The sequence below is a fragment of the Gemella haemolysans genome, from assembly GCF_028308085.1.
In the GTDB taxonomy this organism is placed as follows: Bacteria; Bacillota; Bacilli; order Staphylococcales; family Gemellaceae; genus Gemella; species Gemella haemolysans_D.
Window position 1 is genome coordinate 22,435 of the sequence record NZ_JAQMFS010000055.1, and the last position, 26,034, is coordinate 48,468.

The following is a 26,034-nucleotide window of genomic DNA, read 5'->3' on the forward strand; positions in this document are numbered from 1 at the left end:
TTAGCCATTAATTATTTCATATGTTATTAGAGCTTCTTTCATAACTTTTACATTATGAACTCGTACCATTCTAGCTCCTCGTTTCACCGCTTCTAATGATAAAGTAGCACTTACTATATCTCTATCTTTCGGATTACTATTACCACCTAATACATAATCTGTAGTTCTCTTTCTACTTACCGCATATAAGATTTCACAACCTAATGAATTAAGTAATTCTAGTTTTCGTGTAATTTCTAAGTTAGCTTCTGCAGTTTTACCAAATCCCATCCCAGGATCAACAATTATGTTTTCTTTCTTCACACCAGCATTTAGACAAATATCCACACTCTCGCCCAGTTCACGTACAACTTGCTCAATCTCATGCCCTTCTTCTACACCACCATTGTGCATGATGAAGATTGGAATGTCATACTTAGCAGCAACTTCAGCCATAGTACTTCCTTTGGCACCATTTACATCATTTAGTACATCTACTCCAGCTTCAATCATGTATTCAGCTACATTAGGTTTATACGTATCGACACTAAAACACACATCAGGGAATGTTTTTCTTAAAGTTGGAAATACACTTTGTAATCTAGCAAATTCGTCTTCCTCGCTAACTACAGTAGAACCTGGACCAGTCGATTCAGCACCGATATCAATAATATCCGCACCTTCAGCTACCATCTTACGAACACCTTCTATCGCAGCTTCCACATCATAAAAATCGCCTCCATCCGAAAAAGAATCCGGAGTAAAGTTCAATATTCCCATAATTAAATATTTTTTTTCATTTAGCAATTTTTTTAATTTATTCATTCTATCACCTTATCATTTTATTTTGCATACCTTACTATTATATCATGTGACTATGGGGTTTGCAGTAAAAAAAGAAGCAACCCTAAAATTATGATTTTAGAATTACTTCTCTATTTTGTTAATTGGGTGTGACTTCCCAACTTTCTATTCACTCTTTTTCTTCAATGAACGAATGACGGGTTCTTTCCTAAATGCATAATATAATTGAGCTGCCATTACGACCCATAGAATAGGTTCTACAAATATTACTCCTATATATCCTACACTTGGAATAATAAATATTACAAATAATATTTTCCCTAGCATTTCTATAATACTTGAAACTAGTGGCATCATCTTTTGTCCTAATCCTTGCAGAGCATTTCTCAATACTAAAAGTATTGCTAAAAATGGATAAAATACAGAACTAATCTTAAGATATAGCGAAGCTTGGTAAATTAGTTCTTCATCATTACTTCCCGTGATAAGTTCATTTAAATATGGACTTGCAAAAAATAGCGTAATACAGATGAAGACTGACCAAATTATCGTAACAAGCGCACCCTTACGTAATCCTTCAACTATACGACTATACTGTCTTGCTCCGAAGTTTTGCGATGTAAAAGTCGTTATGGTCGCACTCATAGATCCTACTGGAAGTAGTGAGAACATCATTATTCTTCTAGCACTCGTCTGAGCACTGATAATTACTGGACCTAAGGCATTAATCGATGTTTGTAAGATTACTGTACCAATTGAAACAACAGAAAACATAAGTCCCATTGCTAACCCTTGACTAAATAAATCAGAATAAAGTTTTTTATTCCATGTAAAATGTTTTTTTGTTGGAATTAGAAATGGTGTTTTTTTACGAATATAGTTAAAGCATAATACTGCAGAAATACCTTGTGAAATAATAGTTGCAACTCCAGCCGAACGTACACCCATATGTAGATATGCTATAAAATATATATCTAATACAGTGTTAATAATTGCTGAGAAAATTAAGAAATATAATGCAGCCTTACTATCTCCAACTGCTCGAAGTAATCCCGCACACAAATTATACGCAAGAGTAACACCTACAAATACTACTATAAGATAACTATATTCATAAGACTGATCAATGATATTACTTGGTGTTCCTAGTAATTTCAGTAATGGATATAAAGTAAAATTACCTAATACTGCAATCACAATACTCAATACCCCGCCTATTACAAATGTGGCAGCTACAGCACTTTTTAACTTTTCATAATTTCCTGCACCGTAATGACGAGCAATAACTATACCCATACCATTTCCTATACCTAATGCAAAACCAACTACAAGCTCAAATATCGCAGCAGTAGCTCCAACAGCAGCAAGGGATTCTTCTCCAAGGAATCTACCAACAATCATAATATCTACCGTATTATAGAGTTGCTGAAAAATATTTGCTATCATAATTGGTATCGCAAAAGCAATCATCGCCCGTAAAATCGGACCTTCTAATAAATTAACTGATGTTTTTTTCATAAATAATATTATAGCACTTTGAAATAAAGTTTCAAGAAAAAATCCGAAAACTATTCTGAAAATGGAGAAAGGCCCATCTTTCGATGGACCATATATTATGAAAAAAAATATTATTGAGTTTTGTTATGTTTATATTATATCTCACTTACCTTATATGAACTTTAGACTATAATTAAAATGAAATTAAAGTTGAAAAATTTTGAAAATAATAATTATCTAGTTCTTTTCATAATATACTTCAAATTTGGACATTCTATCACTTTATCAATTTTAAAACCTAATTTCTCATACAGGTTCTTAGCGATTATATTAGAATCAAATACTGTTAAAGTTATACTATCAATATTTTCATCTTCAAAAATACGCTGAACAAATGATCCTAATGCATTCTTTCCAAGACCTTGCCCTACTTTTTGTGGATTTAAAATAAATCTCCCTAAATGCACATTATCTCCCTCGATTTTTATAATTTGTATTATCCCAAGAAATTCTTCTTCATGAAAAATAGAAAATATATTCTCTAATTTCTGTATCTTATTTAAATTTAAAGGATAAGAAACCTTTGATCCCATCCATTGCTTTTGAAATTCTTCACCTTTCTCATTCGACCATTCACAGATCACTAGAGAATTGTTTTTGCTTATATCTTTTTCAAATCTAATATCCATATCTACACCTTCGCAAATATCATCTATACTAAATACTTACACACTATTCGATTCTTTATAGAATTATTCTAGCTTAATTTCTAAAAATCTAGATTTTTCATTTGCTAATCACTTAACAGTATGAACATTCACAAAATTTTTAAAATAGTTATCCTAATTCAATCTATCTAAATAAATTAGACATATCAAATAGATATACCTTTTATTTAACCTTAAATAATAAGGCTTTCTCTTCTTCAAGTATCTCTCCTTAATCAATAAGGCTCTTAATACACCCTAATAATATCTTAAAAATTATTACTTGTCAAATCTCCATAAAAATGGAGAAAGGCCCATCTTTCGATGAGCCGTATATTATGAAAAAAAATATTATTAAGTTTTGTTATGTTTATATTATATCCCACTTACCTTACGTGAACTTTAGACTATAATTAAAATGAAACTAAAGTTGAAAAAATGATTATTTTCTGAAAAATATTTTACTTAAAGATTTACTTTTTATCAAATTTATTTCTTATATTGACAATACTAAAAATGATGGTATATTTTTATAGTGAGGTGATAATATGCAAAAACACAACATAAAGTATATTACAAATAGAATTTTTAAAAAAACATCTAATCATATTCCAGGAAAATTACAATCCCAGACAAATAAAGAACGATTAGAGGCTAAATTTCTACAAGCAGGAATTAAAGATATCAAAAATAAAAACCTTATTGACGGAGAAATAATTCTCTCAAATCTGGAAAAGAAATATAATATATAGATATAGCATAAAATTAAGAGTAACTCAAATAATTTTTTTGAGTTACTCTCTTTAGTCTAAACTAATTAAAAATGAACTGATTATTATTCTTAAATTTATAAATCAAAATAACTTCTAAAAGTATCTTTTAATTTTATAACATCTGATTCTTCTAAATCATAAATCTTTCTTCCTAAAAATCTACTTTTATGAATTTCTCTTATTTTTCTAATTTTTACAAATGCCTTCTCATACGTCGGATTTTTTTGATATTTTGTACAATCTATAGTTATTCCACCCCTATATTTCTTGCCTTTTTTCTTACTTGTTATAGGCGCTACAATAAGTGTATCATCTTTCTTTGACATCTTGCTCATAACAACAGCATAGTGCTTCCCAGAAATTTCCCCACCAATATTTTGTTTGAAATCAATAAGATATACTCCAAAAATATCAAACATCACAATACTACCTCTTATCAAAAAATTAGGCATATCAAATAGATATGCCTTTTGGTATCCTTAACTAATAAGGCTTTCTCTTCTTCAAGTATCTCTCCTTAACTAGTAAGGCTCTTGATACAACTTCATAGTATTACAAAATAATCTTCATGTCAAGTAAGAAAGCTATATTTCTCAATTTTTAATAATAACACTATCAACCATATTACAGAAATGGAGAAAGGCTCATCTTTCGATGAGCCGTATATTATGAAAAAAAATATTATTAAGTTTTGTTATGTTTATATTATATCCCACTTACCTTACATGAACTTTAGACTATAATTAAAATGAAACTAAAGTTGAAAAATTTTGAAAATAATCCCTAAAAATGGAGAAAGGCTCATCTTTCGATGAGCCATATATTATGAAATAAAATATTATTAAGTTTTGTTATGTTTATATTATATCCCACTTACCTTACATGAACTTTAGACTATAATTAAAATGAAATTAAAGTTGAAAAATTTTGAAAATAATCCCCTGAAATGGAGAAAGGCCCATCTTTCGATGAGCCGTATATTATGAAAAAAATATTATTAAGTTTTATTATGTTTATATTATATCCCACTTACCTTACATGAACTTTAGACTATAATTAAAATGAAATTAAAGTTGTTAATTTTCATATTTAATTTCAATAATACTATATAGATCTACTAATCAACATAACCATAAATAATTTATAAGGATTATTTATATCTTATTTTTGATTTTAACTTAAATTCCTTCACCCAAATTATATCCTTTACAATTTATCTTTATCATTATAAAATTAAGTGTATATTATTAGAAATGTTGGTGTTTATTTATGAATTTGAATTGCAAAATAAAATTTGAGAAATATTTAAAAGAAAATAATTTAGAAGATAAAAATAACATATTAGAACTTTTCAATCAGTTAAGTTTAGAGCAACTTGCTGAAAAACTTCTAACTTTAGATGAAGATGAAATTGTAAACTATGCGATTGAGTGTGTTTGTGAAGAACTTCTTATTACTTCATCGTATAAAATAGAACGTACTGGAATGAAACTTGGCCTTCACAGAATGGAACATATTCTTGAACTTTTCGACCATCCTGAAAAAGATCTTAAAGTAATTCATGTTGCTGGTACTAATGGTAAGGGATCTACTTGTTCTTATTTAAAAGATGTCTTAAAAACTAAGTATAGAGTTGGATTATACACAAGTCCTGGTATGCTAAGTTTTAACGATAGAATTCGTGTTAATGATGATTTCATTTCATATAAAGAAGCCTATCGATTATTCAAACTAGTTCAAGAAACTTACGACAAAAATAATCCAGACCCTAGTGATAAACTGTCATTCTTCGAAATCATCACTGGTGTAGCTTTATTATACTTTAGAAATCAAAAAACAGATTTCGTCATTATGGAAGTTGGTCTTGGTGGAAGATACGATGGAACAAATATTTTTAAAGAAAAAGTATTATCTATTATTACAAAAATCGGTCTAGATCACACTGCGATTCTTGGCGATACTCTTGAAAAAATCGCCTATGAAAAAGGTGGAATTATCCAAGAAAATGATAATGTCCTAATATATCCTGCTTGTGAAGGTGTTGTAAATGTAATAAAAGACATCTGTCAGAATAAAAATGCTAACTTAAGCATACTAAACGAAGAAGATATCGTTGTGAACAAAGTCGAAGCTAGAGGTAACGAATTCTCATATAAAGGTGTAGATTATTCTACTAAAATGGTCGGTGCACACCAAACTTTTAATGCGTCTTTAGCTTTAGAAGCATTATCTAATCTGAAAAAACGTGGTATCATCGATATAGAAGATAGTGTTATAAAAGAAGCTCTAAGTAAATCTGTTTGGGTAGGTCGTTTAGAATGGATTCGTGACAATATTCTATTAGATGGCGCTCATAATAATGATGGAATAGATAGTTTAGTAGCCTACCTAGATAAGCAAAAATTCCCTAAATTGAAAATTCTACTTGGTATTCTTGAAGACAAAGACTATAAAGATATGATTGAAAAATTAAAAACAATCCCTGCTGAATTTTCAGCGACAAAAGTTCCAATCGAGATTAAAGAATCAAATCTTGATAATTTAATTCAAAGCTTTGGTGATACTCATGTCACTAAATATGAGAATTATGAAGTTGCTTTAAATAATATTATTCCAAATCTGAAAGATGATGAAATTCTTCTAATTACAGGTTCACTTTATCTTATCTCAGCGGTAAGAGGTAAAATATTGGAGAAATATTAGAAATATTAAAAATCCACTGCGTCTATGAGTTCTCATATGAACTTTGTTAAGTTTTAGGTCTTTTGGGTCAACCCCTGGATTTTATTTATTGATTTTAATACATGAAATAGTAAAAAAGAACCAGCATCTCTGCCGGTTCTTTTTTACTATTCATAGTTTTCTACAAAATGTTTTATCGCCGCTGCAAAATCGTCCACTACGTGTGTAGCTTGGTTTTTTACTTCTTGTGGCGCGCGGCTCATACAGTATGAAATATCTGCTACTTTAAACATATCCACGTCATTCCCTGAATCTCCTAAAGCTATTACTCTATCATACCCTGACCTGATAGCTTCTATACCACTAGCTTTAGAAATATTTTTTGCTGTGATTTCCATACGTGTTGAACCTGATTTATAAATCTCTACTTCTGGAAATTTTTCTTTCATTATATCGTAATGATAATCTAATTGGTCTTTTGTTGGTCTTACATTTATTTTATAGATTGTTTTTCCTTTTAGTATTTCAAAAGGATTCTCAACACAAATTAGTTCCATGTTCCACAATCTATCTTTCTTCTCATGATCAAAATTACCGATACGTTGTTTTCCATCTAAAGCATCAAATATTAATTTGCTTTCCTTTAGATATTCAAATATTCCAGTTAAATCTTTAGTAGGAATATGTTTTTCAAAAAGAACTTCATCTTGTCTTGTTACGACCGCTCCGTTAAACCCTATCATGTGTGTAACATCCATATCATTGCCTTCTGCAATATATTTGATTTCTTCAACAGAACGCCCAGTCGCAACTGAGAAATCCCCGTATTTTTTCGCATCATGATACGCTTTTAAATCTTCTTGTTCTACGAACACTGAATTCTTAACATATGTACCGTCTAAGTCTGTAACAAACAAATTCTTCATGAAATTATTCCTCCATACCAAGCATTTCTTGGATTTCCATTTTTAATACATTAGCATGAGATCCGTAAATTGATTGCATTTGCATATCACTTTCTGCAAATCCCATAGCTCCAAGTTTCGTTGTAATACGTTCTTGGTCTACTAAGCTTTTATCTTTTACATTAATTCTTAAACGAGTTATACAAGCATCTACAGCTTCGATGTTATCTGGTCCACCGTGTGCTTTAACTAATTCAATCGCTTGTTTTCTAATTCCTTCTGGTGTTTTTTGTACTGTTTCCATTACTTCATCATCACCAGCAGCTACGTCTACTGATTTTGGTGCTTCTTCTTTACCGATTGTAGCGATTTCTACACCAAGTTTAGCACGAGCTTCATTTTTATTAGATAATTTAACATCATCTCCGTCTTCACGACCAGGAGTTTTAAGATCGAATTTAACAATCATAAATCTGAATACGATATAGTAGATGAAGAAGTAAACTACACCTACGATTGGTACTAACCACCAAGCTGTTTTAGGACCTTGAAGTACTCCGTAGATTACCCAGTTAATAAATCCGTGTCCAGTTGGAGTAGCGACCCCTGCTCCTAACATGTGCATTACGAATAATGCTGAACCAGCTAAGAATGCGTGTACTACATAAAGAATTGGAGCTACAAATAAGAATGTAAATTCGATTGGTTCTGTAATACCAGTTAAGAATGAAGTACCTGCAGCTGCGAATAATAATGATCCTACAACTTTACGTTTTTTCTCATCAGCTGTTTTGTACATTGCATAAGCTGCACCAGAAAGACCGAACATGAAGTAAACGAATTTACCACCGTTGAATCTTGTAATACTTGGATCTACATGTTGTACGTTTGGATCAGCTAATGAAGCTAAGTAAGCGTTGATTGTACCAACTACACGTTGTCCGCCAATTTCCCAAGCTCCACCTAGTTCTGTTGTACGAACTGGCCAGTTTAAACCGTGGTGAAGACCGAATGGTAATAATGCTCTTTCTACTAAACCATACAGGAACGTTCCAATAGGTCCTGATTTAAGGATGAAGATTGATAATGCACTAATACCTTTTTGTACTGGAGGCCATACGAAGAATAGTCCAGTTGCAACTGCTGACATGATTACGATAGTTGCGATAGGTACGAAACGTGGTCCACTGAAGAATCCAATAACTGTTGGTAATTGAACTTTAACAGCCCACTTATGGACGAAGTATACAACTATACCTACAATGATACCCCCGAATACACTAAGGTCCATTGTTTGAATACCAAGTACTTTTGTCTGCATGGCATTTGATAATGCTAATTTTGCTTCGTTACTTGATAATTTACTAGTATCTACTAATTTGTGACTTTGTACCAATAGGAAGTTAAGTACGTAGTGTAATACGATGAATCCTAGTAAACCAGAAAGTGCAGCAGAACCTTTTTCACGTTTTGCTAAACCTACAGCTACCCCAACTGCAAAAATAATTGGTAAGTTGTTGAATGCTGTATCTCCTAATACGATTAGGAATTTCATAATAAATTGAATAATGTCATTTTTTAATGCTGGGAACATTTTTAGTGTGTTTGAATTACTGAAGGCTGTCCCGATCCCTTTAATAATACCTGCACCAGGAAGTACAGATACTGGTAATAAGAACGAACGTCCGAATTGCTCAAAAGCAGAAACGAATTTATTTTTTTTCTTTGCCATTACCTTTTCTCCTTTGTTATTTTTTATAGGTACATTATAACAGATTTGAAAACGATTTTTTCGATTTCGCCTAAAAGTTTCTTGATTTGTAATTTATTACTATTTTAGTAAAATTTTACTGAACTATAGAAAACCTTAACAATATAGCTTTTATTTTTCTATATTTTGTGATATGATACTTTATGCTGAGTAATCAAATGAAAATCTTTAGTAAATTTTACTATAGGGGGAACTTTTTTATGTTTTTTGAGAATTTAAAAGAAAACTATGATAGACTATCGATTTCGGAACAACAAGCTATTGATTATCTAATGAAACAAGATAATATTGAACATACCACTCTAAAAGAAATTAAACAAGAAATCCTTGTTTCTTCTTCTACTGTAATTCGGGCTTGTAAAAAATTGGGATATAACACATTTATTGACTTAAAATATGATTTGAAAATAAGCAAAGAGTTAGCTAAAAATAATAAGGCGACCTCATCTACCTTTAACAACTTAAAAGAACAACTTAGTGTCGAATTTTCACGTACTATGTCTATTCTTAATCAAGATGATTTTGATATTTTTGCTGATAAAATAATTAATGCACGTCGTATTTTTTGTTTAGGTAGTGGTTCTAGTTATATGGTTATGAGTGATTTCAATAGAAAGCTTAAACTTATAAATCTTTGGGCCAATGATTATTTTGAACATTATTCTATTAAAAGAATCCCTGATATTTGTACAAAAGATGATGTAATTCTAGTATTTTCTCTAGGGGGAAATACAGACGTAATTAATGATTGCGTCTTAGCAGCGAAACAACACGGTGCAACTATTTTATCAATCACTAGCCTTGTGAATAGCCCTCTTGCTAAAATGAGCGATCACTTAATAAAAGTCTACGATGCACCAAAAAACAGAAAAAAAATTCGTTCTCGACTTATGTTAAACGTAGTTGGAATAATTCTATTTGAAACTATCGTAAATACAATAAGCCCTGGTCAATATGTAATAGATTAAAATTAATAACAAGGGATTGGCTCGATAAAATCGATTTCTCTGAAATCACGATTTTTGAGTCACTCCCTTATTTATTTTCTTATATTTCATTTCAATATTAAAAATTCAGTCTATAGCTAAATTTTTTTCTTCCAATGAAATATCCTAAACAAAGAGGATGGCTCAAAAGCCATCCTCTTTGTTACTGATTATCTAGTTATTTTTTATTTTTAACCTTATTTTTAGGTACTCGTTTTGCTGAACCTATATTCCAAACTGTCTCTTCTTGTGAGGCAATTTCTTTATAGATATTAGCATTACTTATTTCTGTAGCAGCTTTAGCTTCTACTGCTTTTTTTTCAACTAATTTTGGTTCATTTCTTTTTACTTCAGGTGTTGTTTTACTCACTTGATTATTTATAGATAATCCTGTAGTTGATATACCAACTGGTTTATTTGAATTTTCAGCTGTATTACGTGTTGCTGAACCATATACAGAAGAATATACTGGAGATGGTTTAAATTTACCTACACTACGTGATTTAGGAGTGATAGTATTTGAACTCATCATTTGACTTGTTACTGATTTAGTCGATGTAGAAATTCCTGATGAAGAATATTTTTCAAAAATTGCATCAAGTATTTTTTGATTATTTTCAATTTTTTCTTTACTTACTGGTCTATATCCATAATCTACAGTTTTATATTCACCTAACTTAGTTCCATTACCTTTATCAAAGTACTCAGAGACATCATTAGTGTATAATTTTTCTGTATAATCTATTCCGCGTTCAACTTCTTCAACTTGTTCACTTTCTTCGTGAGCTTTAGCATCTTCTACTCTCTTCTCAACTACTTCTTTAGGAACAACTTTTTCGTCTGTGAATTTATCTACATCATTAGCTTTTTTAATAATCTTATTATTAGGTGATACTTCTCTTATTAAGCTATCAATATTTACTGAATCTGCAGATTCTTCAAGATAGTTTTGTTCTTCTAACTCTTCGATTTCATCTTCATTTAAATGATAATCACTGTAACCAGAAAGTCTATCTTTTTTAACTTCTTTAATTTCTTCGTAATCTTCAACTTCAATGTCTTCTATTTTAGCCGCTTCTTGAACTAAATCAACATAAGTTTCTTCTTGTTTTTCTTTCTTAAGGTCAGCTAAATTTTCATTAAGTTCTTCTATTTCAGGAAGAGTTTCTTCTTTTCTTGGAGAAACATCAATATTCTCAGTTTTAATAAGCTCATCTAAGGCCGTTCTTTCTTGAGTATTTTCAGATTTCTTACCTTCATATAAACCTTTTCTGAAGTTTTCAACTTCTTCGCTAGATTCTTGGCTTTCTTCGAATCTTTCACCAACAAGTTTTTTACTTACTCTATCGATATCATCTTCGAATAAATCTTCATTTCCTTCTAACACATCATGTACAGAAGTATATTTTAATTTTTCACGACGGCTTCCTTCCGCATCAAGTTCTCTTACTTCAAGTGCTGGAGCTTCTTTCTCGTGAGTTTTACTTTCTTTTTCACGAATTTCATCAAAAATTCCATCTAATTTTTCGTTTTTCTTAACGTATAGTGGATTATCTTTTTCGATTTTATCGCTTCTTCTCTCTAAAGAATTAAAGTTTTCTTCAAATTCTTTACGAGCTTCTTTATTTTTAGTAACTCTTTCTTCTTGAACTTGAGTTTCCTCTTGAGTTTGACCTTTGAATGAAGTAGCTACTTCTTGTTTTAATTCACTACTATCCTTCCCTAGTACTACACTATCTCCAAGTTCATCAATCTTGTGGTCTTGTTTTAATCTCTTAGTACGAACAGCTGCAAGCGTTGGGTGTTTTCTTCTTGTTGGTTTCTCATCAAAGATATCAACGTCAGTTATCTCAGAATTTGTAACACCAAGTTTCTTCAATGCATCTCCTAAGTCTGTAACTGTTCCAGCTGAAGCTTTCTCTTCTTTTTCTTCATATTTTGTAATATCAATTTCTTCAAATTTAGCCTCTTCTTTAACTTCATCTACAAACTCAATCTCAAGTTCTTCTTCGGGTTCAGAATCAAATCTTTCAACAGATACTTGAGGTTTTTTCTTAACTGGAGTTTCCTCTTCGTATTCTTCTTCCTCATAATCATCTAATACCGCTTCTAACTCTTCTTGATCAATCTCATCTTCACTTACGTTAAACAATTTATCTTTAAGCCTTGAAAAGAATCCTACTTTTTTATCTTCTTCGTATTCTTCCTCGTCTTCATAATCTTCAAAGTCTTCTTCTTTTGCTACTCTTGATTGTTCTTTTTTAGCTAGTTTAGCTTTTTCTTTTTGTTCGCGTTTTTGGCGTTCTAGATATGTTTTATAATCTTCAGCCTCATCATCTTTATCTTCTTCAAGAAGCTCTTCATCTAGGAAATCATCATCTAATTCTTCATCATTTTGTTTAAATAAATTCTTAAATTTAGTGAAGAATCCAGTTTCTTTTTTAGATTTTCTCTCTTGTTCGAAGTCTACTTCATAATCATCATCTTCGAATTTATCTATTTCAAAATCCTCAAGGTTTACTTCTTCATAGTCTTCAAATTTCTCTTGAGTTTTCTCTCTTTTTCTTCTGTTTCCAAAATCTGATTCAAACTCATCTTCTTCAAATGTTCTCTTAGATTTTCTAGAACTAAAGTCTATTTCAAAATCTTCTTCATCTTCATAATAGACTCTTTCTTTTCTCTTGTTTTCAGTTCTTCTTTCCCTAGTTTCTAAAGAACTTTCTTTCTTTTCTTTACGCGATATCTCTTCTTCGAATATCTCATCTTCATCTTCTTCTAAAAACCACTTTTTCCAATTAACCATACTATACACCTCCTAAGTTAGATTTTATTCAAGATTCAAATCTTTCACTCGAGTTCCTACTTTAGTATCGGCACCTAATACTAAAATTCCTCGTGCTTCTTCTTGTGGTAATCCTAATTCACGTTTTGAACATAGCATTCCGTTTGATTCTACACCACGTAATTTTGATTTTTTAATTAATAAACCACTTGGCATCATCGCACCACTTAATGCTACAACAACTTTTTGACCTGCTTCTACATTAGGAGCTCCACAGACAATTTGTAATGTCTCATCTTCACTAACTTTTACTTCCGTTACTTTTAGCTTATCAGCATCTGGGTGTTTTTCACAAGTTAAAACTTCTCCAACTACGAAGAAATCGTCATTGTTTCCTTCTAAATCAATTTTGATTCCATTTTTTTCTAAACGTTTTTGAAGAATTTCTTTTTGTTCTTCTGTTAAATCAATACTTCCTTCTCCATCTAATTTCAAGTTTTCAACATTAAAAATATTTAACCCAACTAAAGCACCATTTTCATCTTTAATTAGAGTGATATTTTTTTTCTCCTCATATGTTACCTCTTCTTTACTTTGAATAGTAATTAATAATGTTTCTCCTAACATTTTCTTATTGTAAAAAAATAACATGACTCTCTCTCCTATACTTAATTTTAATTTTTTAAAGTTATTCTACAAAAATAAAATAACTCTCTAGTTCTTTTCCATCATATTTAAATGTAATTGTTGTTATTGGCACAAGACCTTCCGTAAAAAAATGAACCATCATTTTTTGCAAAATTTCTAAGCCCTGTTTATTATTTATATCTGCGATAATTAACGTATCTTGATGTGGCAAGCCGACATAAAATGAATCACCTATTTTCTTATAGAAATAATCTAATACATTCTTATCAAATATTCTAGCTCCATCATAACCATCTTTTGCATTTAGGAAATAAAATCTATTCCCTGCAACTTCATCCACATTATACTTAAGTGGTAAGTTCTCTAAATTGTTTTTAGCAACTTCTAAAACTTCTTGCTTATTTTTTGAGAATTTATCTAAAAAACTACTGTCTAGCAATTTATAGCCATCTTTAAAATCATACGCTAAATAAATTTTAGTTTCATTTGTATGTTCAAAACTAACAAGATCTTTCTCGTTATCTTTGTTAAAACTGCTAGCTCTTACTACGGGATAAATATTTTTCAATAATTGTTCTTCATTAATATTATCTAAAGAAACACTTGTTTGTGCACTGAAATTTTCTACTATATAGTAGACAAACTCTTCTATTTTTTTATCCCCTTTGCTAGTTTTCTTATCTCCTAGCTTTCTGACAAAACTATCTATATCTATTTTTGCACGACGATTTTCATACTCTAAAATAAAAACACTATTATCTTTTTCTCGTCGTTCGTGAATTTTTAAAGTAGGTAGTTTTTCTATTATTTTTTCAAATATATAATCTCTTGTATAAGACATATTGCCTCCAATTTGTGTATAATATGGCAACTTAATTATATCATATTTATTTGTATTCAATCAACATAAATAGGGAATATATACAAATATTATTCACTTTTTTACACTTTAGTTATTTAATTGCAGCTTACTCTTTTATTTGTTATAATTTTATATATAAAACTTAGGAGGAATTTTGTGAATAACGAAGCTAAAAAAGCTGAATTATTGGAAAAATACAATAATTGGGCAAAAAAAAATAAACAACGCTTGTTAATTTCTGTTGTTGTTTACTTAATAATAATTTTATTAAATTTCATATTTTTAAAAAATAATAAAATTACTATTCTTTCTTCTTTATTATTTTTTACTTATGCTATTTATGTATTTTCATTAATTTGGTTTATAAATAATAAACTTATTATGAATATTGATTCTATAGATTTTGATATAAAATAAACTGACTTAAATTAATCACTTTCGATTATTTAAGTCAGTCTTTTTATTTATTAAGCTTGTTGTACTTCTAGCTCTTCTTCATCTTCTTTTCCAATTTTATCAAGAGCCATAATTTTCTCTAATGGATTAGCTATGATAAATAGCAGCACACCTAATACTCCCATAATTATTGCAATTATAGTTAATACTTTTTCATAACCCCAAGTTTCAGTCCAACCTACTGTTTTACCTGTAATCCATGAAGATACAACATATGTGAAATACCACATCGCCATAGACATAGCAGCGAATTTTTTAGGTAATAATTTACTGAACAATGCCATACCAATTGGTGATACTAGTAATTCCCCTACTGTCAGTACGAAGTATCCACCTAGTACGTACCAAATACTCATTTTTATTGATCCATCTAGTTTCCCACCTAATGATTGAAGTCCTAGTACAAAACATACAAATCCTAAACCAGTTAGTAGCATACCCCAACCCATTTTCGTAGCAACTTTCCAGTCATTATTTTTTTCTGCTTTTTTCATCCAGAACCATCCAAATATTGGAGCAAGTACTATACATAAAAATCCGTTGAATGAAACTAACCAAGTAATCGGCATATCAAATCCTAAGACATTTAAATTTACAAGCTCATCTGTCATAAGAGTAATTGTTGTTTGTGTTTGGAAATACGCTGACCAGAAAACTGTAGAGAATACAAAAATTATAACGGCAGCATATAAACGACCTTTATCATATTTAGATCCTTTTAAGTCTTCTTTATTTTCTTCAGCAGATTCATGTTTATTTTTACCAACTGGATATCTTCCTGAATCACCTAGTAATTTATTTTTACCAAATGTAAATAATAGGAATGTAATAAATAAACAGATAGAAACCATTAAGAACGCTGGTGTAAATCCGTAAACCGCGATTTTACCATCTGCTCCTTTTGTAGCTCCCCAATCTTGGTAAATTAGACCACCGATAATTGGACCAAGTAAGCTTCCGATATTTACGAAAGTATAGAATATACTATATGCAGCATCTTTCATAGATACTTGTTTTTCATCATATAATTCCCCTACAATAGCTGATAGGTTACCACGGAAGAATGCTCCAGCAATCGAGTTAATAATTACCCCTATTAAGAAGACGTAGAATCTACCATGAGCAAATGCAGTGAACAGTGTCCCTATCGAGTTAAATAGAATACCGAACTGAATTGCACGTTGCATACCAATGTATTTATCAGTTAAATATGCCCCAAGAAGTGGTAAAAGCGAACCAATTGTTCCTAGATAAGCCATTACGTCCCCTGCGAATGTTTTATCTAACCCTAATCCACCTTGTTCTACAGAATAAGTATAAAATAATATTAAAAAACCTGATGTTGCGTATGATGCGTAACTCTGAATGGCTATCATTACATTAATAAGCCAAAGCCCCTTAGGATGCTTAAATTTCTGAGAATTTTTTACCATATTAACAACCTCCTTTTCTACTTTATACTTTTATTTTAACAAACCTAAACCCTTGATACAACTGTTTTTTAAAAGGATAACAAACATTATACACCTCCTAGTTCGAATACAAAATAATATTTAAAAATATAAAGTTAATATCTTTTATGTTAAGTACAAAAATCAAATTAACCACGTTTAAAAACAGTAAAATATTTAGTTAAGATTTATTATCAATAAATATAAAATTTCATATTAATTATTTTTAGTTCTATAAAGAAAAAAACTTACGAAAAAAATTTTTTTATGCTATAATACGTAGCATATTTCAAAAATCGAAAGGAATCAATATGACATTAAAAAGAAATTCTAAATTATTTTTAATTCTATTTTTAGGAACTTTATCGGCTTTTGGGCCATTTGTTACAGACTTATATTTACCAGCATTGCCTACTATGACATCATTCTTCAATGCTAGTACCTCAACAATTCAACTTACTCTAACAGGTAGTATGGTTGGTCTTGCATTAGGGCAATTGCTTATTGGACCTATCAGCGATAAATATGGACGTAAAAATCCATTAATAATAAGCTTAGTTATATATTTAATAAGTACACTAGCTATTATTATCTTTCCGAATGTTTACGCAATGATAACATTGAGATTTATCCAAGGTGTTTCTTCTGCAGGCGCTGTAGTTATTTCTCGTGCTATTTCTACTGATTTATATCATGGACGTGAACTAGCTGCATTCTTTGCGTTACTTATGGCAGTTAATGGATTAGCACCTATATTTTCTCCTATATTAGGGAGTCTATTACTTCAACTTACAGACTGGCGCGGAATATTCGTAACTCTTGCTGTAATAGGTATTATCTTATTAGTTGTAAGTTTCAAATTCCATGAATCACTAGAGTCTAATAAACGTTTGAATCTTCCAATAACTAAAACTTATTACTCAATCATCCTAGTCGCAAAAAATAAACTGTTCTTTTCCCTAGTTATTATCCAAGGATTCGCCTTAGCTGCAATGTTTGCATATATAGCTGCATCTCCATTTATCTTACAAACACACTATAATTTAACTCCATTGATGTACAGTTTGTATTTTGGTCTTAATGGTTTTGCTATAGTTTTAGGTAGTAAAAGCGCTGGTAACTTTAAAGAAAAAAATAGTATCAAACTTGGATTATCACTTATGCTAGCAGTTAGTATATATCTAGCAATCGTTTTAACATTAACGTTACCTTTCCTATTCATTGAAGCTGGATTTTTCCTTCTTCTACTGGGGCTAGGTTTCATATTACCTGCTGGTTCTGCTATTGCTATGAGTTTAGAACGTGAGCGTGCTGGTAGCGCATCTGCATTCTTTGGATTCGTGCCATTTTTCTTAGGTGGTGTCGTTTCACCTCTAGTAGGAATTGGTAATATCTTCCACTCTAGTGCAATTGCAATCGTGATTTGTTCTGTAATATCTTTTGTAACATTCAAATTAGTTGAAAAGAGAATATAAAATTAAAAATCTAAGTTGTAAAAAAAGGATGAACTCTGCTTTAAAGACGAGTTCATCCTCTATGACTTAGATTTTCTTTATATAATTTTTAAAAAAAGACGATCAAGTGATCGCCTTTTTGTTTATATTATCTCATTCCCCAAGCTGCTAAACCTTGCGCTTTGTATGCACGAGTAGCTGCATTGATTTGGTCTTGAACTGTTGCTGTAGATCCCCATCCTGGCATAGTTTGGAATAATCCACTAGCTCCTGAAGCATTTCTAGCATTTACTTGTCCGTTTGATTCACGTGCAATAATGTGTTCCCAAGTTGAAGCTGAAACTCCTGTACGACGAGCCATCTCTTGAGCTGCTGCCGCTCCTTCTGCTCCTGCAGTATTACCATTTGATAATCTTACTGAACCACCAGCTGATGAATATGATTGAGCTGGAGTTGATTGAGCTAAGTATGATTGGCTTGAAGCAGCTGATTGACTAGCTGATTTTTGTTGATCTGCTGGACGTTGTTTAGTTCCTACTACAACTACTTTAGTTGTTGCTTCTGTAAGTACTTTTTCTGAAACAACTTCTCTAGAGACTTCTTTTCCGTTTTCTCTTACAACATTATAAGTTACTTCTTTTTCTCCATTTTTACCTTCAACTTTAGTAACTTTTTCATCTACATATTTAGAATCATCTTTTTCTTCTTTTGTTTCAAATTTGATTTCTTCTTTTTTAACTTCTGTAGCTTTTCCATCTCTTACGATTTTAATAGTATCAACTGTTGCTACTTCTTTATTTAAATCTGATGTTACTCTATCGTTTTCTCCAAGAGTAATGTTTAATTCTTTTAAGATATCTCCAACTTTTTTGTAAGTAGTTTTTCTTACTGTAGTTGTATTACCATCAACGATTGTTATTTCATGGGCTTTATAGATGTTAATAGTTTCCCCACCGTTTACTTTTGTATCTAGTCCTGGTTCTACTCTATCATCTGCTCCAAAAGGAATATCATTAGCAATAAGAACTTCTCTTACTGTTCCTTTTTTAGCTTTTAGCTCAACTTTGCTTCCGTTATCTAAACTTACGGCGAAAACATTGTGCCCTGTATATTCTTCCGCTACTACGAAAGCTCCTGATAATAATAATCCTGATGTTGCTGCTGCTGCAATAATTCTACCTAATTTCATTCTATTAATCAATCTCCTTTTTATCTTCTAATCCGAACAACGTACATGCATTATTAAATGTTTGTTTTGTTAGTTGTTCATACGACATTTCTTTAAGATCTGCAATTTCTTGTGCTACATAATGCACATATGCAGGTTCATTTCTTTTTCCTCTATATGGTGTTGGTGTTAAATACGGACAATCCGTTTCAATTAACAACTTATCTAATGGACAAGCTTTTGCTACTTCTTTAGGTGTCTTCGCATTTTTAAATGTTACTGGACCTCCTAATGAAATGTAGAAGTTCTCTTTTAGCATAATATTCATGCTTTCTACAGAACCAGAAAAGCTGTGCATTATTCCACCGATTTCACTAGCTTTTTCTTCTTGAAGTATTTGTATTGTGTCCGCCATAGCATCACGTGTGTGAATTACTATCGGTTTATTTACTTCTTTGGCTAGTTGAATTTGTCTTCTAAATACTTCTTTTTGAACATCTTTTGGACTTTTATCCCAATGATAATCTAAACCAATCTCACCGATTGCTACTACCTTATCATTTGTTAAAGCAATATTTTTTATCATTTCATATTTTTCTTCTGTGAAATCTATTGCTTCTACTGGGTGCCAACCAACTGTTAAATATAAAAAGTCATATTTAGCTGTGATTTCCAGTGCTTTTTCTATACTTTTATCGTCGAAACCAACTATGTTTATTAATTTCACCCCCGCTTCTTTCGCACGGGCAATAGTTTCTTCTAAGTCTTCTAAATAAGCATCATCATTTAGATGCGCATGCGTATCAAATAACATACTACGCCTCCTTACTCCTATTAGTATAACAAAACAAAGTTTCAGTAGAATATCTAAACTATTTCAATTATGTTACAATACTTTTTCAATTAAGATGAATATTGTTACTTCATACGTTTTCAGCGATTTTTAGAGTGATTTGTTGTCTTTTTTCAACAATAATCTATAAATTTTTAATATTTAAATTTTACTGAATATATATTAATTTTTGTTAAAAAATAAAAACGACTCAAATAATAAGATACATCAATTATCATTATCTAAAGTCGTTTTCTCTATTTTATTCAGCTTTGAAGTCTACTACTTGAGCTCCGATAAGTTGCTCTAGTACCTCTGGTTTTACTTCTACTTGGTGACCTACTTTACCTGCAGAAACAATAATCGTTTCTACTTCACGACATTTTTCATCTACAAAAGTCGGGAATAGTTTTTTCATCGCAAATGGTGAACATCCACCTTTTACATATCCTGTAATTTTTGTCAGATCTTTAAGTGGTAACATTGATAAACTTTTCACTCCTGCCGCCTTAGCAAGTTTCTTAAAGTTTATACTATCTTCACTCATAAGTACTCCTACAACATAGTTACCTTTTCCATCTGTAGTCATAATTGTTTTAAATACTTGATTGTGGTCGCGCCCGATAATATCAGCTACTCCTACACCAGTCTTCGCAGCATCACTTTCTGCATCAAATTCAAAATGATTATATTCTACACCATTTTCATCTAAAAATCGCATAGCATTTGTTTTAATTTCTTTTTTCTTAGCCATAATAGCTCCTCTTTTCCATATTATGTAATAATATTATTATTTTACTCCAAAGTTCGCCTACTGTCAAAATCTCTTTTAAATAATTTGAGAAAATACCAACCTCAAGAGCTAGATCTTCTAATCTTTGAGATTGGTATTTAAATTTTATTTTAATACAAAGTGTCCTTCTTCTACTTCTTCAAATTTCTCAGTACCAGTTATTACTATTTCCTCTGAACTAACTTCGAATTCTTCGAACATCTTTCTAGCTCTTACCGGATCAATAATCGGCATAGAACTTAGCAGACGTTTTGTATAAACGTGCTGTGGATTTTTCATAATTTGTGCTGTTGTTCCTAATTCTACTAGATTACCTCTATACATTACAGCTATTCTATCTGCAATATACTCTACTACACCTAAGTTATGTGAGATGAATAAATATGTTAGAGAGAATTTTTCTTGTAAATCTTTTAATAAATTAATTACTTGTGCTTGTGTTGAAGCATCTAAAGCAGAAGTTGGTTCATCGCATAAAATGAAATCTGGTCTTGTCACAACTGCACGAGCAATACCGATACGTTGACGTTGTCCTCCACTAAATGCATTTGATAATTTTAACGCATCCTCGTTAGAAATTCCTACAAACTCTAAAATTTCTAACGCTTTTTTCTTTGCTAATTCTTTATCCTCTTTGTGTAAAGCTTCCATAACTATATCTAAAGCACTCATTCGCGGATTTAACGATGAATAAGGGTCTTGGAATATAATTTGCATCTTGCTATATACTTCTGCAAGTTCTTTTTTTGACATTTTTGTTAAAGATTTTTCATTACCTTCTACAAAAACTTCTCCTGATGTGAATGGATCAATATTTAAAATCCCCTTACCTAGGGTAGTCTTTCCACTTCCAGATTCACCTACTACAGCTAACGTCTCAGCTTTATAAATATCTAAACTAATATCATTAACAGCTATAGTTTCTTTGACTTCCTTGCCCATTCCTTTAGATTTATAAACTTTTCGTACATTTTTTAGTTTTAAATACTCTTTACTCATTACTCCACCTCTTTCAGATACTCATGAGTATCGCTAAGTTTTTGCCAAGTATAGTGTTTGTCGTCTTCCTTATAATCAACAGTCAGAAGTTCATTATTAGTATTTTCTAATCTTGCCGCTGCAAGAAGTTGTTTTGTATATGGGTGTTGTGCATTGCTGAAGATTTCTTCAACATTTCCTTTTTCGACAACTCTGCCTCTGTACATAATATAAACATAGTCACACATTCCAGCTATTACACCAAAGTCATGGCTGACTAGTGCAACACTAAGTTCTGTTTCTTTTTGTAATTTTTTAATAAGAGATAAAATCTGTGCTTGAACCGTAACATCTAAAGCTGTTGTTGGTTCATCTGCTACCAATAGCTTAGGATTAGCAAGTAATGCCATAGCTATTAATATTCTTTGACGCATACCACCTGATAATTCATGTGGATATTGCTCCATTCTAAGCGGTGCATTAAGAATTCCTACTTTTTCTAGTTGCTCTATTGCTAATTTTTTTGCTTCTTCTTTAGACTTATTTTGGAATCTTTCTATTACTTCTATTAAGTGAAAACCAATTGTTCTAACTGGATCTAGTGAGGTCATAGGGTTTTGGAAAATCATAGAGATTGGTAACTTTTCACCCTTCTTAACTTCCTTTTCATCAAAGATAAACTTATCATTTTTATCAAAAATATTGTTAGGAAGAATAGACATTATGCTACGCATCAGAATACTTTTTCCACTACCTGATTCACCAACAACACCAGTGATATGACCTTTTCTAAAATTAATATCGATACCGTGTATTAACTGTTTATCTACTTCTTTATTTGGTTTATAATTAACCTTTAGATTTTTTAATTCTACTATGTTTGTCATACTATTCTCCCTCCTTTTGAATATATTTTGTAAGTAAGTTACCAATATTATTGAATGAATAAATTGTTAACATTACAAATAATCCAGGGATGATAGCCATATGAGGAGCACGTTGTAGGCTTTGTTGTGCATTTTGTAGCAATGTTCCCCAAGAAGTCATAGGCTGTTGAATACCAAGACCTAAGAAACTAAGCGCCGCTTCTGTCATTATTGCGTTAGCTATTGAGGCACTTGCCGCTACTACTAAAGTTGGTATTATAGCTGGAATAATATGTTTCTTTAAGATAGAGATAGTTTTTACACCGCTAAATCTACTATATACTACATAATCATATTCTTTTGCCGATAAAGTTTCAGCACGAACTAATCTCGCAAGGCGCATCCAAGAAAAACATCCTATTACTATAATTATTGAACCAATTCCTGGTTTTAAAAATACACTAAGTACAATTACTAATACTAACCATGGAATAGATGATAATACATCAACTAAACGCATAAGTAAACTATCAACAACTCCACCAACATAACCTGCGATAAGTCCTACTATCGTCCCGATTGTTACGGCAGTCACCATCGCCAGTAATCCTACTATAAGAGAAATACGACCTCCATATATTACACGAATGAAGTAATCACGACCTACCTCATCCGTTCCGAATAAATGTTGTAAACTCGGTGATTGAGATAGATTCGCTACATCAGTAGCCGCTGGATCTATAGGAAGTAAAGGTGCTATTAATGATACAAACACTAATATCGCAATAAAAATAAGTGAAAAAATATAGATTTTTGAACTTTTAGCTATTTTAATAAATCTTTTCATCTTACTTACCTCCTCTTCTAATTCTAGGATCTACTATTGAGTAAAGTATGTCTGAAATTAAATTACCTACTATTACTAATGTAGCTGACAGTAACATTACCGCCATTATTATAGGGTAATCTAATGCTCTAGTTGCTTGTGTGATATATGGTCCGATTCCTGGCCAACTAAATACTGTTTCTGTAATAATCGCTCCAGTTACTAACATCGGCAGTGACATACCCACTTGAGTTATTACTGGTATTAATACATTTTTTATAATGTGCCTTGTGAAAATTTGAGTTTTTGTCGCTTGAAAAGCTTGTTGAACCACTACATACTCTTCATTTGTTTGACTTAAAGCTGAAGACCTTACATAACGTGTAAGTTCTGCGAAGAATACAATTGTTAATGTTAGATAAGGCATAATAAAGTGTGATAAGAAATCACCAAAATCGTCCTCTTTACCAATTGTGTGCATCCCTATTATTGGGAATAAGTTTAATTGATATCCTAAAACATAGATGAATATCATCGCTATCCAAAATGATGGAGTAGCTATTCCAAGTGAAGCTACAGCATCGATAAGTTTATCTTGCCACTTACCTTTATTTGCAGCCGCTAATAATCCTAGTACTATTGCAATCACTAATGCTGTTATATATGCAGGTAATACTAATGATATTGTATTAGGTATTTTCGCTAGAATTTCCTCTCCTACACTATTGTGAGTTACTAATGAGTGACCGAAATTTCCACTCAATATTTGTCCTAACCAATCTACATACTGAATTAAGAATGGTTTATTAAGTCCACTTTGCTCACGAAGAATATTAATTTCTTCTTGTGACATATTCGACGTTATCTGTGCATCGATAGCATCATATGGTGCTAAATGTATTAAAGTAAATACTATAAACGATATTACTAAAAGTAATGGTACTGCCTGTAATATACGTTTCAAAATATATCGAATCATATAATCTCCTTAAAATTTTAATTACTATATTTTTATGAAATTCATTTATAATTTATCACAAATCTTTTCGTTATAAATTATAAATGAACATTCCCCTTAAAACTAATAAAGCGAGGGAGATACTATAAAATCTTATATAAATAGGATTTTATCGTACTCCCCCTCACACTATATTTTATTTTCCACTACTATTACTATTTAAGAGTAATTTTTGATAAATCATCAAATGTGTAGATTGGTACTAACTTAGCATCGTTAACATTTCCAACACGTTTGTTAACCGCTAAGATTTTTTGGTTATCTACGATTGGGTATAGGTATGCTTGGTTAGCAATTTCTTGTTGAAGGTTTTTGTACACTTCTTTACGTTTAGCTTCATCTAATTCAGCTGCACCTTGTTTGAATAATCCATCAATCTTTTCACTTCTGTATTGGAAGTAATTTGAAGTACCATTTGATCCAAATAGCTTAGAGTATAAATCAGGATCGTTACCCATGATATATCCACCTAAGAATAAGTTGTAAGCTTTAGAACCAGGTTTTCTTAACTCTGTAAAGATAGCTGTCTCATCTCCACCACGAAGCTCTACATTAATTCCTACTGCTTGTAATTGTTGTTGGATGAATGTTGCTTGGATAGTATTTGCAGCATCGTTACTTGCATATCCTAAATTAAGTTTCAAGTTAGAAACTCCAGCTTCTTTTAATAGTGATTTTGCTTTTTCAACATTTTGAGTATATTTCTCTACATCATCAGTATGGAATGGATTTTTCGGTGGTAAGAATGAATAAGGGTTTTGGTAGTATTTGCTATCTAAGTAAGCCGCTTTATTCATATCTTCTTTGTTTAATGCGTATAAAATAGCTTGTCTAACTTTAACATCTTTTAATTCATCTGTGTTTGTGTTTAGTCCTAAGTATCCGATACGGTTTTCACTGTATGGATAAGTATCGATGTTTTTAGAATCTAAATCTTTAATTGCAGCAGGTAATACATATGCTGCATCTACCTCACCTTTTTGTAATGCTACTTTTGTAGTATCAGCACTTTTAATAATACGTAGTACTACATTTTTAACTTTTGGCTTACCATTGTAATAATTTTCATTCGCTTCAAATTTAATGTATTCTCCACGTTTGTTTTCTACTAGTTTGTATGGTCCAGTCCCTACTGGTGTTTCTTTTAATTCTTTAACTGAGAAGTCAGATACATTTCCATAAACGTGTTTTGGAATAATGTAAGTTTCATTCGCAATGTTATTTGCCGCAGCCGCACTTGGTTCTGGGAACTTAAATACTACTGTGTTGTCATCTATTTTCTCAATAGTTATAGGTTTGTCCCCAATCCATAAGTTTTTAAAGTTTCCATTTTCTTTTTTAGCTTTTGTTTGATAAGTGAAGACTACATCATCAGCTGTGAATTTTTGTCCATCAGACCATTTTACGTCTTTTCTTAAGTTAACTTTTAAGCTAAGACCATCTTTTGCAAGTTCAGTAGATTCTGCTAGGGCGTATTCTTTTGAACCATCCCCATTAACTTTGATTAATGGTGAGTAAATAATATTAGTCATTGTTAATCCCCAACGGTCACTTACCTTGATTGGGTTAGTTGATGATGGATCATCACTAATAGCATACGTAAAAGTATCTTTATCTTGAGAAGTGGTAATTGTGTTTTGCGTTTTTGAACTACATGCTGTTACAACACTCATTACTAACGCTAGTGCTCCTATAAACAATTTGTTCTTTTTCATTCTTTTTTCCTCCTTGATTTTAAGTCCTATTTTTCAAACTATGAAATATTTTGGTTACCCCTATTTAATAATGGTTAAATA

Annotated in this window: 22 protein-coding genes and 2 pseudogenes; 5 read left to right on the forward strand and 19 right to left on the reverse strand. The window is 31.1% G+C overall.

Going from position 1 to position 26,034, the window contains the following annotated elements; all coding sequences use genetic code 11:
* From folP to PNO30_RS03835, 3 genes are all read right to left on the reverse strand, one after another.
* Nucleotides 1-804, reverse strand: coding sequence for a dihydropteroate synthase (gene folP / locus PNO30_RS03825; protein WP_271987223.1), 804 nt, complete (start codon nt 802-804; stop codon nt 1-3).
* Nucleotides 805-948: 144 nt separating this feature from the next.
* Nucleotides 949-2,415, reverse strand: a complete 1,467-nt coding sequence (locus PNO30_RS03830; RefSeq protein WP_334212533.1) for an MATE family efflux transporter — start codon at nt 2,413-2,415, stop codon at nt 949-951.
* Nucleotides 2,416-2,513: 98 nt separating this feature from the next.
* A complete protein-coding gene (locus PNO30_RS03835; protein WP_271966188.1) occupies nt 2,514-2,969 on the reverse strand; it encodes a GNAT family N-acetyltransferase in 456 nt (151 codons plus the stop codon).
* Nucleotides 2,970-3,535: 566 nt separating this feature from the next.
* Between PNO30_RS03835 and PNO30_RS03840 the strand changes: the two genes are divergently transcribed.
* Entirely contained in the window at nt 3,536-3,739 is a 204-nt protein-coding gene (locus tag PNO30_RS03840) for a hypothetical protein (RefSeq protein WP_271987225.1), read from the forward strand.
* 95 nt (nt 3,740-3,834) lie between these two features.
* On the opposite strand, the gene PNO30_RS03845 is transcribed toward PNO30_RS03840, so the two are convergent.
* Nucleotides 3,835-4,179: a type II toxin-antitoxin system PemK/MazF family toxin gene (locus PNO30_RS03845; protein ID WP_271987295.1), complete on the reverse strand. Its 345-nt coding sequence runs from the start codon at nt 4,177-4,179 to the stop codon at nt 3,835-3,837.
* An 850-nt stretch (nt 4,180-5,029) separates the two neighbouring features.
* On the opposite strand from PNO30_RS03845, the gene PNO30_RS03850 reads away from it, so the two are divergent.
* Complete coding sequence (locus PNO30_RS03850; protein WP_271987226.1) at nt 5,030-6,463, forward strand: bifunctional folylpolyglutamate synthase/dihydrofolate synthase; 1,434 nt, start codon at nt 5,030-5,032, stop codon at nt 6,461-6,463.
* 146 nt (nt 6,464-6,609) lie between these two features.
* Here PNO30_RS03850 and PNO30_RS03855 read toward each other — a convergent pair whose 3' ends face one another.
* Nucleotides 6,610-7,368, reverse strand: a complete 759-nt coding sequence (locus tag PNO30_RS03855) for a Cof-type HAD-IIB family hydrolase (protein ID WP_271987228.1) — start codon at nt 7,366-7,368, stop codon at nt 6,610-6,612.
* A 4-nt stretch (nt 7,369-7,372) separates the two neighbouring features.
* Nucleotides 7,373-9,079: a PTS transporter subunit EIIC gene (locus tag PNO30_RS03860; protein WP_271987229.1), complete on the reverse strand. Its 1,707-nt coding sequence runs from the start codon at nt 9,077-9,079 to the stop codon at nt 7,373-7,375.
* A 239-nt stretch (nt 9,080-9,318) separates the two neighbouring features.
* Between PNO30_RS03860 and PNO30_RS03865 the strand changes: the two genes are divergently transcribed.
* Complete coding sequence (locus PNO30_RS03865; RefSeq protein ID WP_271987230.1) at nt 9,319-10,086, forward strand: MurR/RpiR family transcriptional regulator; 768 nt, start codon at nt 9,319-9,321, stop codon at nt 10,084-10,086.
* Between the two features lie 196 nt (nt 10,087-10,282).
* On the opposite strand, the gene PNO30_RS03870 is transcribed toward PNO30_RS03865, so the two are convergent.
* From PNO30_RS03870 to PNO30_RS03880, 3 genes are read right to left on the reverse strand one after another with little or no spacing between them, the layout of a single operon-like run.
* Nucleotides 10,283-12,907 (reverse strand): hypothetical protein, encoded by a 2,625-nt coding sequence (locus PNO30_RS03870; RefSeq protein WP_271987231.1) that lies wholly within the window; start codon nt 12,905-12,907, stop codon nt 10,283-10,285.
* A 24-nt stretch (nt 12,908-12,931) separates the two neighbouring features.
* Entirely contained in the window at nt 12,932-13,537 is a 606-nt protein-coding gene (ytpR, locus tag PNO30_RS03875; RefSeq protein ID WP_271987233.1) for a YtpR family tRNA-binding protein, read from the reverse strand.
* A gap of 37 nt (nt 13,538-13,574) precedes the next feature.
* Nucleotides 13,575-14,375, reverse strand: coding sequence for a DUF1444 family protein (locus tag PNO30_RS03880; protein WP_271966208.1), 801 nt, complete (start codon nt 14,373-14,375; stop codon nt 13,575-13,577).
* 177 nt (nt 14,376-14,552) lie between these two features.
* Between PNO30_RS03880 and PNO30_RS03885 the strand changes: the two genes are divergently transcribed.
* A complete protein-coding gene (locus tag PNO30_RS03885; protein ID WP_048802210.1) occupies nt 14,553-14,813 on the forward strand; it encodes a hypothetical protein in 261 nt (86 codons plus the stop codon).
* A 50-nt stretch (nt 14,814-14,863) separates the two neighbouring features.
* On the opposite strand, the gene PNO30_RS03890 is transcribed toward PNO30_RS03885, so the two are convergent.
* Nucleotides 14,864-16,285 carry a peptide MFS transporter gene (locus PNO30_RS03890; RefSeq protein ID WP_271987234.1) on the reverse strand — a complete coding sequence of 474 codons (1,422 nt, stop codon included), beginning with the start codon at nt 16,283-16,285 and terminating at the stop codon, nt 14,864-14,866.
* A 329-nt stretch (nt 16,286-16,614) separates the two neighbouring features.
* Between PNO30_RS03890 and PNO30_RS03895 the strand changes: the two genes are divergently transcribed.
* Nucleotides 16,615-17,778: a multidrug effflux MFS transporter gene (locus PNO30_RS03895; RefSeq protein WP_271987236.1), complete on the forward strand. Its 1,164-nt coding sequence runs from the start codon at nt 16,615-16,617 to the stop codon at nt 17,776-17,778.
* Nucleotides 17,779-17,905: 127 nt separating this feature from the next.
* Here the strand turns inward: PNO30_RS03895 and PNO30_RS03900 are convergent.
* From PNO30_RS03900 to PNO30_RS03940, 9 genes and pseudogenes are all read right to left on the reverse strand, one after another.
* Nucleotides 17,906-18,208 (reverse strand): annotated as a pseudogene (locus PNO30_RS03900) (transglycosylase SLT domain-containing protein); the annotation flags it as partial.
* Between the two features lie 135 nt (nt 18,209-18,343).
* Nucleotides 18,344-18,946, reverse strand: a pseudogene (locus tag PNO30_RS03905) (ubiquitin-like domain-containing protein); the annotation flags it as partial.
* Between the two features lie 4 nt (nt 18,947-18,950).
* Nucleotides 18,951-19,739 (reverse strand): TatD family hydrolase, encoded by a 789-nt coding sequence (locus tag PNO30_RS03910; protein WP_102169839.1) that lies wholly within the window; start codon nt 19,737-19,739, stop codon nt 18,951-18,953.
* 280 nt (nt 19,740-20,019) lie between these two features.
* Complete coding sequence (gene ybaK, locus PNO30_RS03915; RefSeq protein ID WP_102169840.1) at nt 20,020-20,511, reverse strand: Cys-tRNA(Pro) deacylase; 492 nt, start codon at nt 20,509-20,511, stop codon at nt 20,020-20,022.
* A gap of 144 nt (nt 20,512-20,655) precedes the next feature.
* Nucleotides 20,656-21,549 carry an ATP-binding cassette domain-containing protein gene (locus tag PNO30_RS03920; protein ID WP_271987237.1) on the reverse strand — a complete coding sequence of 298 codons (894 nt, stop codon included), beginning with the start codon at nt 21,547-21,549 and terminating at the stop codon, nt 20,656-20,658.
* Nucleotides 21,549-22,415, reverse strand: coding sequence for an ABC transporter ATP-binding protein (locus tag PNO30_RS03925; protein ID WP_271987239.1), 867 nt, complete (start codon nt 22,413-22,415; stop codon nt 21,549-21,551). The genes PNO30_RS03920 and PNO30_RS03925 overlap by 1 nt, the downstream gene beginning before the upstream one ends.
* Nucleotide 22,416: 1 nt before the next feature.
* Complete coding sequence (locus PNO30_RS03930) at nt 22,417-23,241, reverse strand: ABC transporter permease (RefSeq protein ID WP_271987240.1); 825 nt, start codon at nt 23,239-23,241, stop codon at nt 22,417-22,419.
* Between the two features lies 1 nt (nt 23,242).
* A complete protein-coding gene (locus PNO30_RS03935) occupies nt 23,243-24,199 on the reverse strand; it encodes an ABC transporter permease (RefSeq protein ID WP_271987241.1) in 957 nt (318 codons plus the stop codon).
* A 194-nt stretch (nt 24,200-24,393) separates the two neighbouring features.
* Nucleotides 24,394-25,953 carry an ABC transporter substrate-binding protein gene (locus tag PNO30_RS03940; protein WP_271987242.1) on the reverse strand — a complete coding sequence of 520 codons (1,560 nt, stop codon included), beginning with the start codon at nt 25,951-25,953 and terminating at the stop codon, nt 24,394-24,396.
* Nucleotides 25,954-26,034 lie beyond the last annotated feature (81 nt).